Here is a 14708-nt window from a genome sequence, read left to right as displayed (position 1 = left end):
AACCGCCTCCGATGACATCGACGCTCCGACTTCTCAGACTTCCGGTACCCGACGTTTCAGCAGGCAGAACTCGTTGCCCTCCGGATCGGCGAGCACATGCCATGACTCGGCGCCGGTCTGTCCGATATCGACGGGGCGGGCGCCGGCCGCGAGCAGCCGCTCCAGTTCGTCGTCCTGCTCCCGATCGGTGGCATTCACATCGATGTGCAGACGCAACCGGCCGGTCTTGGGCTCGTCACTCCGGTTGAAGACGATCGTGGGCTGCTGGCCGCCGAAGCCGACGCCGGGCGGCCCGATCTCTATGTCTCCTTCGACGCGTCCCAGCTCCTCGTAGCCGAGTACCTCGCACCAGAACCGCGCCAGCAGTTCGGGATCACGTGCGTCCAGGACCAGTTCGGTTATCCGACATGCCATTTGGTCACCGTAACCGCGTACGCGGCATTCGGACCTATCGGCCCGACAGTGTGCTCCGGGCGTCCGTCACGCCCCGGTTGGCCAGGGCGTCGGCGCGTTCGTTGCCGGGGTCGCCGTTGTGCCCCTTCACCCAGAGCCATTCCACCCGGTGCTCCTTGACCGCCAGCTCCAGCCGCTGCCACAGGTCGGCGTTCTTGACCGGCTGCCTCGCCGAGGTGAGCCAGCCGTTGCGCTTCCAACTCGCCATCCAACTGGTGATGCCGTTGCGGACGTACGTGCTGTCGGTGTGCAGGCGTACGGTCACCGGCCGGTTCAGGCTCTCCAGGGCCTGGATGGCGGCCATCAGCTCCATCCGGTTGTTCGTGGTCGGCGCCGACTCGCCGCCGTACAGTTCGCGCTCGTGCTCGCCGTAGCGCAGCACCGCACCCCAGCCGCCCGGTCCGGGGTTGCCGCTGCACGCGCCGTCGGTGTAGATCGTCACGACCTTCTCGGCCGCCTGGTCCGTCATGCCGGCAATCTACCGGTCCGCTGCCGCGCGACCGGACGTGCGCCACCCTGCTGCGCCGGGGGCTCGGCGTGTCCGCCGGCCCGGTCGAGCAGCCGCATGACCGGTGTGGCCGCCACCCCGTGCAGCACCACCGAGACGATCACCACCAGGCCGACCGTCGCCCAGAGCAGTTCGATCTGCGGGATGTCGGCGTGGCTCGTCGCGTACGCGAGGTAGTAGATCGAGCCGACCCCGCGGATGCCGAAGAACGCGATCACCCAGTGTTCGGCCGGTCGCCCCGGTGCCCCGCGCAGCGAGAGCCAGCCGACCAGCGGGCGGATCACGAACAGCAGGGCGAGCCCGGCCAGGGCCGCCGGCCAGGTCAGCGGCGCCAGCAGCCCGTCGACCACGGCCCCGCCGAGGAACAGCAGCAGCAGTACGGTCAGCAGCCGCTCGATCTGCTCGGCGAAGTCGTGCAGCACCCCGTGGAACTCGTGCGTACGTTCCGCCGCCCGGATCGCCCGCGCGGCGAAGAAGACGGCGAGGAAGCCGTACCCGCCGACCACCTCGATCAGCCCGTACGCGAGGAAGGTGGCGGCGATGGCGACGAAGCCCTCGGCGTGGCGGGCGAGCCGCAACTGGGCCGGCGCCCGGAAGAAGAGCTTGCCGAGCAGCCAACCGACGAACAGCCCGCCACCGACCCCCATCGCGATCTTGTAGAGGACGTCGACGGCGAGCCAGTGTCCGAGCCAGTCGGCGGGGGCGAGGCTGGTGCCGGCGATCGCGAGCGCGGCGTACACGAAGGGGAACGCCAGCCCGTCGTTGAGCCCGGCTTCCGAGGTGAGCGTGAACCTGACCTCGTCCTCGTTGTCCTCGACGTCGGTCGGCTCGCCCACCTGGACGTCGGCGGCGAGTACCGGGTCGGTCGGTGCGAGGGCGGCACCGAGCAGCAGCGCGGCGGCCGGCACCAGACCCGCCCACCACCAGCCGAGCAGGGCGACGCAGGCGATGCAGAGCGGCATCCCGATGGCCAGCAGTCGCCAGGTCGACGACCAGCGCCGCCAGCCCACCGGGCGGTCGATCTTCAGCCCGGCGCCCATCAGGGCGACGATCACCCCGATCTCGGTGAGGTGGGTGGTCAGTTGCGGGTGGGCTAGCGGGTCGGGGCTGGGCAGCCCGGTCGGCAGCAGGAAGACCAGCATCCCGAGCCCGAGGAAGGCGATCGGCATGGACAACGGCCGGTGTTCCACCATCCGGGGCAGGACGCCGGCCAGTAGCGCGCCGACCCCGACCAGAGCGAACGCCACGTCGACCGGCTCCACGCCACCACCCCTCCCGTTCTGCCCGACGGGCAGGTGGTGCCTAGCCTTTCCCCGACTCGGCGTCGCCCACGCCTGTGGTGACCGATCACTCGGCCGATCACTCGGGCCGACCGCGCCGGCCGGAGGCTCAGGTGAGGGTGCCGATGGGGGAGTCGGACAGCGTGGCGAGCAGGTCGGCGGGGTCGTGGTAGACGGCTATCGCCCCCGCGCCGGCCAGCTCGCCCCGGCTGGTGCCGCCGCAGGTCAGGCCGATGCAGGGGATGTCGAGCTGGCCGGAGGCGGCGACGTCCCAGACGGAGTCGCCGACGAAGACCACCCGGGAGGCTTCCAGGTCGGACTGGGCGAGCGCGGCGGCCACGATGTCCGGGGCGGGCTTGCTCTGCCGGGCGTCGGCCGAGGTGGTGGTGGCGGCGACGATGTCGTCCACGTTCAGTACCGCACGCAGCGCGGACACCTCGTGCTCGGCGGCGGAGCTGGCCAGCACCACCCGCAGTCCCATGTTGGCGCAGGCACGCAGCAGGTCGGTCGCGCCGGGCAGGGGGCGCAGCCGGGGCCAGTACTCGGCGTAGAGACTGTCGTGCGCCGCGCGGATCCGTTCGTCGCCGTCGTGGTCGTGCTCCGGCCCGAGTACGTGTTCCAGCAGCTTGTCCGCGCCCATGCCGACGCTGCGGTGGATCGATGCCATGGGTACGTCGTGGTCGGCCTGTCGGAACGCCTCCCACCAGCAGACGGTGTGCAGGTACGTGGTGTCGACCAGGGTGCCGTCGATGTCGAACAGCACACCGGGGGGATTCTCCATGCCGCCCGTTTACCCCGGCGGTCGGCTCCGTACGCCGTCGAGGGCGATTCCGAGCACCCGTTCGCGTTGCCGCTCGTCGACGAACCCGGTCGCGGTGAGGCCGCTGATCATGCGCAGTACGTCGTCGAAGCTGACGTCGGTACGTGCCTCACCGGCCGCCTGGGCGCGTACGAACAGGGGCTGGCCGGCGTCGTAGATAGCGGTGCGGCAGGAGCGGAACGCCGCCGAGTCCCGGTTGAGCGACTCGTAGATCGCCCGTTTGGTGGCGACGTAGTCGACGAAGTGCCGGAGCCAGACGAGGAAGCCGTTCCAGGGTGTCAGCTCGCCGACCTCGTCGGCGGCCCGGCACAGCTCCTCTACCTCGTCGAGGTAGACGGTGTCGAAGAGGTCCTGGCGATTGGGGAAGTTCCGGTAGAGGGTGCCGATGCCGACCCCGGCCCGCCGGGCGATCTCCTCCAGGGAGGCGTCGGTGCCGCTCTCGGCGAAGACGTCGCGGGCCGCGCCGAGCAGGGCGTCGAAGTTGCGGCGGGCGTCGGCCCGCTGCGGACGCCGTACGGCGACGCGGGGTGCCGGCTCCGTCACTGTTCCCCCAGGTGGGCCTGTCCTCGCGGGGCCGGGCGGAGCCAGAGCACACCCAGCGGCGGGATCCGCAGGGTGACCGAGGCCGGTTGACCGTGCCACGGCACCGGCTCGGCCCGTACGGAGCCGAGGTTGCCGACCCCGGAGCCGCCGTAGCTCTCCGCGTCGGTGTTCACGATCTCCCGCCAGACGCCGGCCACCGGCATGCCGAGCCGGTAGTCGTCGTGCGGTACGGCGGAGAAGTTCGCCACGCAGACCAGCGGCGACCCGTCGGCGGCGATCCGGATGAACGCCACCGTGTTGTTGCCCGAGTCGTTGCCGACGATCCAGCGGAACCCGTCCGGGGTGGTGTCCAACGACCAGAGCGCCGGGGTGGCCCGGTACGCCGCGTTCAGGTCCCGGACCAGCCGCTGCACCCCGGCGCGCGCCGGGTCGTACGACAGGTTCCAGTCCAGCCCCCGGTCCTCGCTCCACTCCCGGTCGTCGGCGAGTTCGCTGCCCATGAAGAGCAGTTGCTTGCCCGGGTGCGCCCACATGTACGCCAGCAGCGCGCGGACGTTCGCCAGCCGCTGCCAGGTGTCGCCGGGCATCTTGCCGGCCAGCGAGCCCTTGCCGTGCACCACCTCGTCGTGGCTGATCGGCAGCAGGTAGTTCTCGCTCCAGGCGTAGACCAGGGAGAAGGTCAGCTCGTTGTGGTGGAACTGCCGGTGCACCGCCTCCTTGCTCAGGTAGGTCAGGGTGTCGTGCATCCAGCCCATGTTCCATTTGAAGCCGAAGCCGAGCCCGCCGCCGTGGGTCGGCTGGGTCACCCCCGGCCAGGCGGTGGACTCCTCGGCGATCATGACCACGCCGGGGTGTTCCCGGTAGACGGTCGCGTTCGTCTCCTGGAGCAGGCCGATCGCCTCCAGGTTCTCCCGGCCGCCGTGCTGGTTCGGCAGCCACTTGCCGTCCTCGCGGGAGTAGTCCAGGTAGAGCATGGAGGCGACCGCGTCCACCCGCAGCCCGTCGACGTGGAACTCGGCGCACCAGTAGAGCGCGTTGGCGACCAGGAAGTTGCGCACCTCGCGGCGGCCGAAGTCGAAGACGTACGTGCCCCAGTCGGGGTGTTCGCCGCGTCTCGGGTCGGGGTGCTCGTAGAGGGCGGTGCCGTCGAACCGGGCCAGTGCCCACTCGTCGCGCGGAAAGTGCGCCGGCACCCAGTCCAGCAGCACCCCGATGCCGGCGGCGTGCAGCCGGTCGACCAGGTAACGGAAGTCGTCCGGGGTGCCGAACCGGGAGGTCGGGGCGTAGTAGCCGGTGACCTGGTAACCCCAGGAGCCGCCGAACGGGTGCTCGGCGACCGGCATGAACTCCACGTGGGTGAAGCCCAGGTCGACCACGTACGCGGTGAGCTGTTCGGCCAGCTCCCGGTAGCCGAGGCCGGGGCGCCACGACCCGAGGTGTACCTCGTACACGCTCATCGGCTCCTGGTGCGGGTGCCGCTGGGCGCGTCGGGCCAGCCACTCGTCGTCGGACCACTCGTACGACGACCGGTAGATCACCGAGGCGGTCCGGGGCGGGACCTCGGTGTGCGCGGCCATCGGGTCGGCCTTGTCCCGCCAGGTGCCGTCCTGGCCGAGAATCCGGTACTTGTAGCGCTGGCCGGCCATCGCCTCCGGGACGACGATCTCCCAGACGCCGCTGCCGCCGAGCGAGCGCATCGGCCAGCCTTCGTACGCGCCCCAGCCGGTGAAGTCGCCGACCACGCGTACCCCCCGGGCGTTCGGTGCCCAGACGGCGAAGGAGACCCCGCCACCGGGGCGGGGGCGGGCGCCGAGGGCGGTCCAGAGCCGTTCGTGCCGGCCCTCGGCGATCAGGTGCAGGTCCACCTCGCCCAGGCTCGGCGGGTAGCGGTAGGGGTCGTCGCGGGGTTCGCCGTCGACCTCGATCCGGTAGTCGAGCACGGTGCCGGGCACGGTCGCCTCGAAGACGCCGCCGTCGTGCACCCGGCGCATCGGGAAGCGGTCCCCGGCGACCAGCACCGAGACCTCCCGGGCGCCGCGCCGCCAGGTCCGGACCAGGGTCTGCCCGCCGCGCGGGTGCGCCCCGAGCAGGGCGTGCGGGTCGTACGCCACCCCGGCGACCAGCGAGTCCAAGGTAACGTCCATCAGCGGGCTCACTTCGCGGTCTCGGTGGTGGCGGGCACGGTGGGGACAGTAGCCGGCGGCAGTGGTGGCGGACCGTAGCGGTGCACGGTGAACACGTGCGCCGGGTGGTCCGGGCCGAGGCCGACGACGTTGTGCTGGCCCCAGTCGTACCGGGCGCCGCTCAGTTCGTCGTAGACGGTGAACCGGTCGGGCCAGTCCAGGCCCAGCGCCGGCAGGTCGAGGCTGAGGTTGCCCCACTGCTCGTGGTGCGGGTCGAGCGAGCAGACCACCAGGACGGTGTTGCCGGTCCGCTCGTCCCGCTTCGACCAGCAGAACAGGGCCGGGTTGTCGCTGTGGTGGAACCGCAGGTTGCGCAGCCAGTGCAGCGCCGGGTTCTTTCGCCGTACGGCGTTGAGCCGGGCGATGTACGGCCCCAGCGACCGCCCCTGTGCCTCGGCGGCGGTCCAGTCGCGGGGACGCAGCTGGAACTTCTCACTGTCGGCGTACTCCTCGGCGCCGGGCAGGGCCTCGTGTTCGAGCAGTTCGAAGCCGGCGTAGATGCCCCAGGAGGGGGAGAGCAGGCTGGCCAGCACCGCCCGGATCTTGAAGATCGACGGTAGGCCGAGCTTCAGCGGCTCGGGCAGGATGTCCGGGGTGTTCGGCCAGAAGTTGGGCCGCATGTAGTCGGCCGCGTTGATCAGCTCGGTGCAGTAGTCGCGCAGCTCGTCGGCGCTGTAGCGCCAGCTGAAGTAGGTGTACGACTGGGTGAAGCCGATCTTGCCGAGGCCGTGCATGACGGCCGGGCGGGTGAACGCCTCGGCGAGGAAGAGCACGTCCGGGTCGATCCGCTTGACCTCGCCGATCAGCCAGTGCCAGAAGTCGAACGGCTTGGTGTGCGGGTTGTCCACCCGGAAGATCCGTACGCCCTGGCTGATCCAGTGCGTCACCACCCGCAGGACCTCGGCCCGGATGCCCTCGGGGTCGCGGTCGAAGTCGAGCGGGTAGATGTCCTGGTACTTCTTCGGCGGGTTCTCGGCGTAGGCGATCGAGCCGTCGGCGAGGGTGGTGAACCACTCCGGGTGCTCGGTCACCCAGGGGTGGTCCGGCGCGGCCTGCAACGCCAGGTCCATGGCGACCTCCAAGCCGACCTCGCCGGCCGCGACGACGAACCGGCGGAAGTCCGCACCGGTGCCGAGGTCCGGGTGGATGGCGTCGTGGCCGCCCTCGGCCGCGCCGATCGCCCACGGTGAGCCGACGTCGTCCGGGCCGGCGGCCAGGGAATTGTTCGGGCCCTTGCGGTTGACCCGGCCGATCGGGTGGATCGGCGGCAGGTAGAGCACGTCGAAGCCCATCGCCGCCACGCCGGGCAGCCGCGCCGCGGCGGTGGCGAAGGTGCCGTGCTCGGCCGGCTTGCCCTCGCCGGGCGGGGCGATCCCCTCGGATCGGGGAAAGAACTCGTACCAGGCGGAGAAGAGGGCGCGCGGCCGGTCCGTCCACAGTGGGTATTCGGCGCTGCGGGTGACCAGCCGCCGTACCGGGTGCTCCCACAGCAGCTCGGCCAGGTCGAGCGCGGGGGACAGGCGTGACCACAGCGGCAGCTCCGGATCGCGCAGTGCCGCCGCTGCCGCCCGTACGCCGGCCTGGAACTCGGCCGGGACCAGCGCGGACGCCGCGTCCATCAGTGCGGCGCCCTCGGCCAGGTCGTTGCCGAGTTCGGCGGCGTCCTGGCCGGCGGCGGTCTTCTTGGTCACCGCGTCCCGCCAGGTCAGGTACGGGTCGTCGAACGCCTCGACGGCGAAGGTCCAGGCGCCGACGCTGTCCGGGGTGATGGTCGCGTGCCAGTGGTCGTCCCAGCCGGGGCGCATCCGGGTGAACGGGCGCGGCTCGCCGTCCGGGCCGGACCAGACCACGGTGCAGCCCAGCGCCCGGTGACCCTCCCGGTAGGCCCGCGCGGAGACCGGCACCAGTTCGCCGACCACCGCCTTGGCCGGGTAGCGACCGCACGCCACCGAGGGGCTGATCTCTTCGATCGGAAACCGTCCCGTCACGGTGCCCAACCTACTGCCCCGACCGTCCCGGCGCCCGGTCGAAATCCGATCATCCTCGCCGGGGCCGGTCGGCGTCAGCGGGCGGGCAGGACCGAGCGGTAGACCCCCATCGTCCGGGCCGCGATCGTGTCCCAGGAGAAGTGCTGCACGGCCCGGCGCCGCCCCGCTCGGCCGAACTCGGCGGTACGGGCGGGGTCGGCCAGCAGTTCGTTGATCGCGGCGGCCAGGTCGGCGACGAACTTCTCCGGCGCCAGCGGGGTCCCGGTGCCGTCGGCGGCCTGGTCGATCGGCACCAGCAGCCCGGTCCTCCCGTCGTCAACCACCTCGGGGATGCCGCCGGTGGCGGTGGCGACCACCGCCGTCTCGCAGGCCATCGCCTCCAGGTTGACGATGCCCATCGGCTCGTAGATCGACGGGCAGACGAAGACCGTGCTGTGGCTGAGCACCTGGATCACCTCGTGCTTGGGCAGCATCTCGGCCACCCAGACCACACCGGAGCGGCTGGCCCGCAACTCGGCGACCAGGCCCTGCACCTCGGCCGCGATGTCGGCCGTGTCCGGCGCCCCGGCGAGCAGGACGAGCTGGGTCTGCGGCGGTAGCGACCGGGCCGCCCGGAGCAGGTACGGCAGGCCCTTCTGCCGGGTCACCCGGCCGACGTAGGTCACGCTCGGCCGATCCGGGTCGATCCCGAGCCGGCGCAGCACGTCGGTCGCCGGGTCCGGGGCGTACTGGCGGGTGTCGATGCCGTTGTGTACCACCCGGACCCGCTCCGGGGCCACCTCCGGGTAGGCGGTGAGCAGGTCCCGTTTCATCCCCGCCGACACCGCGATCACCGCGTCGGCGGCGGCCAGGGCGGTCCGCTCGCACCAGGAGGAGAGCGCGTAGCCGCCGCCGAGCTGCTCGGCCTTCCACGGCCGCAGCGGCTCCAGGCTGTGCGTGGTGACCACGTGCGGCACCCCGTGCAGCAGCTTCGCGACGTGGCCGGCGAGGTTGGCGTACCAGGTGTGGCTGTGCACCAGGTCGGTGCCGGCACAGCCGGCGGCCATCGCCAGGTCGACGCCCATGGTCCGCAGGGCGGCGTTGCTGCCGGCCAACTCCGCCGGTTCCGGGTACGCGGTCACCCCCGGCGGGTCGTCCGGCCCGGTACGGGGCGCCCCGAAGCAGTGCACCCGCAGGTCCGCGAGGGGCCGCAGGTCCCGGGCGAGGTACTCGACGTGCACCCCGGCCCCGCCGTACACCTCCGGTGGGTATTCGCGCGTCAGCAGGTCGATCCGGAGTTGCCGGTCGTCCGGTGCGGTTTCAGCCACGTTCCGCACACTAGTCGAGCATGTTGCCCGGTACGACTGGTGCGAACGGCCGGGTGTGGTTAGCGTCGGTGCATGTCGCCCAAGGTCCTCGCCATCGTCCTGGCCGGCGGCGAGGGCAAGCGCCTGATGCCGCTCACCACGGACCGCGCCAAACCGGCCGTGCCGTTCGGCGGCATGTACCGCATGATCGACTTCGTCCTGTCGAACCTGGCCAACGGCGGCTACCTCAAGATCGTCGTATTGACCCAGTACAAGTCACACTCGCTGGACCGGCACGTGACCAAGACCTGGCGGATGTCGAACCTGCTCGGCAACTACGTCGCCCCGGTCCCCGCCCAGCAGCGCCGGGGCCCGTGGTGGTTCGCCGGCTCGGCCGACGCGATCTACCAGAGCTTCAACCTGATCAACGACGAGAAGCCGGACCACGTGATCGTGTTCGGCGCCGACCACATCTACCGGATGGACCCCCGGCAGATGGTCGAGGACCACATCGCCTCCGGTGCCGGCGTCACCGTCGCCGGGATCCGCCAGCCACTGAGCCAGGCGGACCAGTTCGGGGTGATCGAGGTGGCCGCCGACGGGCGCCGGATCCAGGCGTTCCGGGAGAAGCCCACCGACGCGCGCGGGCTGCCCGACGCGCCGGGCGAGATCTACGCCTCGATGGGCAACTACGTCTTCACCACCGACGCGCTCTGCGAGGCGGTCGAGCGCGACGCGGCCGACAAGGCCAGCCGGCACGACATGGGCGGCAGCATCATCCCGATGCTGGTCGAGCGGGGCGAGGCGAACGTCTACGACTTCCGCGACAACGAGGTGCCCGGCAGCACCGAACGCGACCAGGGCTACTGGCGCGACGTCGGGACGCTGGACTCGTTCTACGAGGCGCACATGGACCTGATCGCCATCCACCCGGTGTTCAACCTCTACAACTCGGCCTGGCCGATCTACACCGACCACCCGCCGTGGCCGCCGGCCAAGTTCGTGCACGGCTGGCAGGAGCGGGTCGGCCGGGCGATCGGCTCGATGATCTCGCCCGGCGTGATCGTCTCCGGTGCGCTGGTGGAGAACTCGGTGGTGTCGCCGAACGTGCGGGTCAACTCCTGGGCGCACGTCGAGGGCTCGGTGCTGATGGAGGGCGTCGACATCGGCCGGCACGCGGTGGTCCGCAACGCGATCCTGGACAAGAACGTGGTGGTGCCGGAGGGGGCCGAGATCGGCGTCGACCTGGAACTCGACCGGACCCGCTACACCGTTTCCGACGCCGGGATCGTCGTCATCGGCAAGGGCCAACGGGTCGAGCCGTAAGGTCAGCCTGTACGTACAGCCCGTGCCACATCCAGGAGGAGAATCGCCGATGTCGGTCCACGCCCGTGCCGGCCAGCCCGCCGACCCCGCCGACCTGATCGACGTAGCGCACCTCGTCACCGCGTACTACGCCGAGCATCCCGACCCGGCCGATCCCGGCCAGCAGGTCGCGTTCGGCACCTCCGGGCACCGCGGGTCGAGCCTGAACACCGCCTTCAACGACGACCACATCGCCGCGATCACGCAGGCGACCTGCGAGTACCGCCGGGACCAGGGCGTCGACGGTCCGCTGTTCCTGGCCCGGGACACGCACGCGCTCTCCGAGCCGGCGCTGGTCACCGCGCTGGAGGTGCTGGCCGCCAACGAGGTCACCGTGCTGATCGACAGCCGGGACGGCTACACCCCGACCCCGGCGCTGTCGCACGCCATCCTCACCCACAACCGGGGGCGCGGCAGCGGCCTGGCCGACGGCATCGTGGTCACCCCGTCGCACAACCCGCCGTCGGACGGCGGGTTCAAGTACAACCCCACCAACGGCGGGCCGGCCGACACCGACGCCACGAAGTGGATCCAGGACCGGGCCAACCAACTGCTGGCAGACGGGCTCGCCGGGGTCCGGCGGATCCCGTACGCGCGGGCCCGGGCGGCGGGCACCACCGACCGGTACGACTTCCTCGGCGCGTACGTCGACGACCTGCCCTCGGTGGTCGACCTGGCGGCGGTACGCGACGCCGGCGTGCGCATCGGCGCGGACCCGCTGGGCGGGGCGAGCGTCGGCTACTGGGGCGAGATCGCCGACCGGCACGGGTTGGACCTGACCGTGGTGAACCCGGCCGTCGACCCGACCTGGCGGTTCATGACCCTGGACTGGGACGGCAAGATCCGGATGGACTGCTCGTCGCCGTACGCGATGGCGTCCTTGATCGCCGCCCGCGCCGACTACCAGGTCGCCACCGGCAACGACGCCGACGCCGACCGGCACGGCATCGTCACGCCGGACGGCGGCCTGATGAACCCGAACCACTACCTGACGGTGGCGATCGCGCACCTGTTCCGGACCCGGACCGACTGGTCGGCGCGGGCGGCGATCGGCAAGACGCTGGTCTCGTCCTCGATGATCGACCGGGTCGCCGCCGACCTCGGCCGTACGTTGGTCGAGGTGCCGGTGGGCTTCAAGTGGTTCGTGCCGGGGCTGCTGGACGGCTCGGTCGGCTTCGGCGGCGAGGAGAGCGCGGGCGCCTCCTTCCTGCGCCGGGACGGTTCGGTCTGGACCACCGACAAGGACGGCATCGTGCTCTGCTTGCTCGCCGCCGAGATCCAGGCGAGCACGGGCAGGTCGCCGAGCCAGCACTACGCCGACCTGGTCGCCCGGTTCGGTGACCCGGCGTACGCCCGGATCGACGCGCCGGCCAGCCGGGCGGAGAAGGCGGCGCTGGGCAAGCTCTCGCCGGAGCAGGTGACCGCGACCGAGTTGGCCGGTGAGCCGATCACCGCGACGCTGACCAACGCGCCGGGCAACGGGGCGGCGATCGGCGGGTTGAAGGTGACCACCGAGTCGGGCTGGTTCGCCGCCCGCCCGTCCGGCACCGAGGACGTCTACAAGATCTACGCGGAGTCGTTCCGGGGGCCGGAGCACCTGACCCGGATCCAGGAGGAGGCCCGCGCCCTGGTCACCGAGGTGCTGGCCAAGGCGTGACCCGGCTCACTCCGGTGGCCCGAACGTGATCTTTCCTTTTGTGATCTTCGTACCGCTGGTGGGTAAACCCGCCCAGTTGATCCGAGATCGCCCGACCGGTACGTGAAGCACGCGTACCGGTCGGAGGGGAAGGAAAAGTGGCAGGATGAGATTCACCCGTTGGGGCACCGCACTGGGGGCGGTGACCCTGCTCGCGCTCACCTTCGCGCAACCCGGGTACGCGCACGCCGCCGCCGCGGACACCTGGACCGGCACCTGGGCCGCGTCCCCGCAGAGCGGCGGCACCAGCTTCAACCAGCAGACGATCCGGCAGATCGTCCGCACCAGCATCGGCGGAACCGCCGCCCGGATCCAGCTGTCGAACGCCTTCGGTGACCGGCCGCTGGTGGTCGGCGAGGTGCACGTCGCCCGGCGTACCTCGGGCTCCTCGGTCGACACCGGCACCGACCGGCGGGTCACCTTCGGCGGCCAGCAGAGCGTGACCGTCCCGGTCGGCGGCCTGGTCGCCAGCGACGCGGTGGCGTTCACCGTGCCGGCCGGCGCCGACGTGGTGGTCAGCCTCTACCTGCCCCAGCCGACCGGGCCGGCGACCTACCACCAGAGCGGGTTGCAGAACAACTACGTCACCGCCGGCAACCAGAGCGGCAACGCCACCCTGACCGGCGCGCAGACCAACGGCAGTTACTACTTCCTGGCCAACCTCGACGTGCAGAACCCGGCCGCCGAGGGGGCGGTGGTGACGCTCGGCGCCTCGATCACCGACGGGATCGGCTCCAACTTCGACGCCAACCGCCGCTGGCCGAACCACCTGGCCCGCAACCTGGCCTCGACCGGGCGCACGATCGGCGTACTCAACCAGGGGATCAGCGGCAACAAGCTGCTCCAGGACGGGGCCGGGCAGAGCGCGCTGAAGCGGTTCGACCGGGACGTGCTCAACCAGCCGGGCGTCCGTTGGGTGATCTTCGCCGACGACCCGATCAACGACCTCGGCGCGGGCAGCGGCCGGCCGGGCGCCGACCAGCTCATCGCCGGACTCCGGCAGCTCATCGACCGGGCGCACCAGCGCGGGGTGAAGTTCCTCTGCTCGACCCTGACCCCGTTCCAGGGCTCCGGCGGCTGGTCCGCCGAGGGCGAGCAGTCCCGGGCGGCGATCAACGCCTTCGTCCGCAGCACCGCCAGTGGTTGCGACGGCCTCGTCGACCAGGACAACGCCACCCACGACCCGGCCCGACCGACGTGGTTCCTGCCCGCGTACGACACCGGTGACCACCTGCACCCGAACGAGGCCGGGCTCCAGGCGATCGCCACCGCGGTCAACCCGAACCTGTTCACCGCTGGCGGCACCCCGCCGATCGGCGCCCCCACCGCCTGCGGCCGGCTGTTGCCCGGTCAGGGGCTGACCAGCGGCCAGACCCTCACCTCGTGCGACGGGCGGTTCCAACTGCGGCTCCAGGGTGACGGCAACCTGGTGCTCCAGCAGGGCGCCACCGCCCTCTGGTCGACCGGCACGGCCGGCCGCCCGGTCACCCAGGCCGCGCTGCGGACCGACGGCGACCTCACCCTGACCGGTTCCGGCGGCGAGACGATCTGGCGTACGGCCACCGCCGGCCAACCGGACACCGTGTTCTACGTCCAGGGCGACGGCAATATGGTGATCTATTCTGCGGGTCGACCAGTGTGGAGTTCCGGCACCGTCGTTCGCTGATACCGCGCGTCGGAGCGCTGCCCGGTGACGCGCCCCGGATCAGCGCAGGAAGTCCGCCACCAGGCGGGTGAAGGTGTCGGCGTCGTCCAGCCACGGGTAGTGCGCGGCCCCCGGCTGGACGACGCTCTCACCCTTGGGGAAGAGGGCGGCTCCTTCCCGGGCCGTCGTCGGCCTCGGGCCGGTGTCCAGTTCTCCGGCGAGGATCAGCACCGGGGCGCCGAGCGCGGTGATGGCCGTCCGGGTGCCGACCGGGTCGGCCGCCTCCACCGCGTAGTAACGGTCGGCCGCCTCGGGGTTGCGCTGCCCGGCACCGGCCGCGGCGTGCGCCTGTGCGGCGGCGTCCCACCGGCCGTAGGTGAACGGGATGATCCCCCGCCAGTCCTCGTCGGTCGGGTTGCCGGCGGCGATGTTGCCGAACGCGGCCGCCGCGTCCGCGAACCACGGCTCGGCCGCGCGCAGGGCGACCCCCTCCTGCCGTAGTTCGGCGGTGAAGTCGATGCCGAGCGTGAAGAGGGCCGGTGTGATCAGCAGCAGCCGGCTGATCCGGTCCGGATGGCTGGCCGCGTACAGGGTGGCGAGGTCGCCGCCGGCCGAGTGGGCGAGCAGGTCGAACCGGTGCAGGCCCAGGTGCTCGCGGAGCGCCTCCACGTCGGCCACCTGCCGGTCGCAGCGGTACGTCGCCGGGTCGGCCGGGGTGCCGGAGTCGCCGGTGCCGCGCAGGTCCAGCCGGTAGAGGGTCCGGTACGCCCCGAGCCCGCCCAGGTCACCGAGGTACGCCGAGGTCCGCATCGGCCCGCCGGGCAGGACGAGCAGCGGCTCACCGGTTCCGGTGACGTGGTAGGCGAGGGTGGTCCCGTCGACGCTGGTGAAGGTTGGCATGGGCCGATTCTTCCCCATGCCGTCGACGGCACCGCGATGGG

General features: G+C 71.6%; 12 protein-coding genes. 3 read left to right on the top strand and 9 right to left on the bottom strand.

Annotated features, from left to right (window positions below; genetic code table 11):
- Window positions 1-33: 33 nt before the first annotated feature.
- The 8 genes from ACZ6QQ_RS12005 to glgA form a co-directional block, all read right to left on the bottom strand.
- Entirely contained in the window at window positions 34-414 is a 381-nt protein-coding gene (locus ACZ6QQ_RS12005; RefSeq protein ID WP_465875984.1) for a VOC family protein, read from the bottom strand.
- 34 nt (window positions 415-448) lie between these two features.
- Window positions 449-922, bottom strand: coding sequence for a ribonuclease HI (rnhA, locus tag ACZ6QQ_RS12000; RefSeq protein WP_465875983.1), 474 nt, complete (start codon window positions 920-922; stop codon window positions 449-451).
- Window positions 919-2223 (bottom strand): cation:proton antiporter, encoded by a 1305-nt coding sequence (locus tag ACZ6QQ_RS11995; RefSeq protein ID WP_465875982.1) that lies wholly within the window; start codon window positions 2221-2223, stop codon window positions 919-921. Before ACZ6QQ_RS11995 ends, rnhA begins: the two co-directional genes overlap by 4 nt.
- A gap of 127 nt (window positions 2224-2350) precedes the next feature.
- On the bottom strand, window positions 2351-3022 hold the full coding sequence (locus ACZ6QQ_RS11990) for an HAD family hydrolase (RefSeq protein WP_465875981.1): 672 nt from the start codon (window positions 3020-3022) through the stop codon (window positions 2351-2353).
- Between the two features lie 9 nt (window positions 3023-3031).
- Window positions 3032-3604: a TetR/AcrR family transcriptional regulator gene (locus tag ACZ6QQ_RS11985; RefSeq protein ID WP_465875980.1), complete on the bottom strand. Its 573-nt coding sequence runs from the start codon at window positions 3602-3604 to the stop codon at window positions 3032-3034.
- A complete protein-coding gene (gene glgB / locus ACZ6QQ_RS11980) occupies window positions 3601-5736 on the bottom strand; it encodes a 1,4-alpha-glucan branching protein GlgB (RefSeq protein ID WP_465876282.1) in 2136 nt (711 codons plus the stop codon). Before glgB ends, ACZ6QQ_RS11985 begins: the two co-directional genes overlap by 4 nt.
- Before the next feature lie 20 nt (window positions 5737-5756).
- Window positions 5757-7775, bottom strand: a complete 2019-nt coding sequence (locus ACZ6QQ_RS11975; protein ID WP_465875979.1) for an alpha-1,4-glucan--maltose-1-phosphate maltosyltransferase — start codon at window positions 7773-7775, stop codon at window positions 5757-5759.
- Between the two features lie 74 nt (window positions 7776-7849).
- Window positions 7850-9082 (bottom strand): glycogen synthase, encoded by a 1233-nt coding sequence (gene glgA / locus ACZ6QQ_RS11970; RefSeq protein WP_465875978.1) that lies wholly within the window; start codon window positions 9080-9082, stop codon window positions 7850-7852.
- A 72-nt stretch (window positions 9083-9154) separates the two neighbouring features.
- Here glgA and glgC point away from each other — a divergent pair, with 72 nt between their 5' ends.
- The 3 genes from glgC to ACZ6QQ_RS11955 all read left to right on the top strand — a co-directional run bounded on the left by glgC (window position 9155) and on the right by ACZ6QQ_RS11955 (window position 13788).
- Window positions 9155-10387, top strand: coding sequence for a glucose-1-phosphate adenylyltransferase (glgC, locus tag ACZ6QQ_RS11965; protein ID WP_465875977.1), 1233 nt, complete (start codon window positions 9155-9157; stop codon window positions 10385-10387).
- Between the two features lie 49 nt (window positions 10388-10436).
- Window positions 10437-12083 carry a phosphoglucomutase (alpha-D-glucose-1,6-bisphosphate-dependent) gene (gene pgm, locus ACZ6QQ_RS11960; RefSeq protein WP_465875976.1) on the top strand — a complete coding sequence of 549 codons (1647 nt, stop codon included), beginning with the start codon at window positions 10437-10439 and terminating at the stop codon, window positions 12081-12083.
- 145 nt (window positions 12084-12228) lie between these two features.
- Window positions 12229-13788 (top strand): GDSL-type esterase/lipase family protein, encoded by a 1560-nt coding sequence (locus tag ACZ6QQ_RS11955; RefSeq protein WP_465875975.1) that lies wholly within the window; start codon window positions 12229-12231, stop codon window positions 13786-13788.
- 39 nt (window positions 13789-13827) lie between these two features.
- Here the strand turns inward: ACZ6QQ_RS11955 and ACZ6QQ_RS11950 are convergent, their stop codons facing one another.
- Complete coding sequence (locus tag ACZ6QQ_RS11950) at window positions 13828-14667, bottom strand: alpha/beta fold hydrolase (RefSeq protein ID WP_465875974.1); 840 nt, start codon at window positions 14665-14667, stop codon at window positions 13828-13830.
- Window positions 14668-14708: the final 41 nt, after the last annotated feature.

The organism is Micromonospora sp. NPDC049529, from assembly GCF_055586685.1.
This window is presented reverse-complemented; position numbering and strand designations above follow the sequence as displayed.

What these genes read in the sequence shown, in the direction of transcription:
- ACZ6QQ_RS12005 (WP_465875984.1), bottom strand. Translation starts at nt 414, where the DNA reads ATGGCATGTCGGATAACCGAACTGGTCCTGGACGCACGTGATCCCGAA.
- rnhA (WP_465875983.1), bottom strand. Translation starts at nt 922, where the DNA reads ATGACGGACCAGGCGGCCGAGAAGGTCGTGACGATCTACACCGACGGC.
- ACZ6QQ_RS11990 (WP_465875981.1), bottom strand. Translation starts at nt 3,022, where the DNA reads ATGGAGAATCCCCCCGGTGTGCTGTTCGACATCGACGGCACCCTGGTC.
- glgC (WP_465875977.1), top strand. Translation starts at nt 9,155, where the DNA reads ATGTCGCCCAAGGTCCTCGCCATCGTCCTGGCCGGCGGCGAGGGCAAG.
- pgm (WP_465875976.1), top strand. Translation starts at nt 10,437, where the DNA reads ATGTCGGTCCACGCCCGTGCCGGCCAGCCCGCCGACCCCGCCGACCTG.
- ACZ6QQ_RS11955 (WP_465875975.1), top strand. Translation starts at nt 12,229, where the DNA reads ATGAGATTCACCCGTTGGGGCACCGCACTGGGGGCGGTGACCCTGCTC.
- ACZ6QQ_RS11950 (WP_465875974.1), bottom strand. Translation starts at nt 14,667, where the DNA reads ATGCCAACCTTCACCAGCGTCGACGGGACCACCCTCGCCTACCACGTC.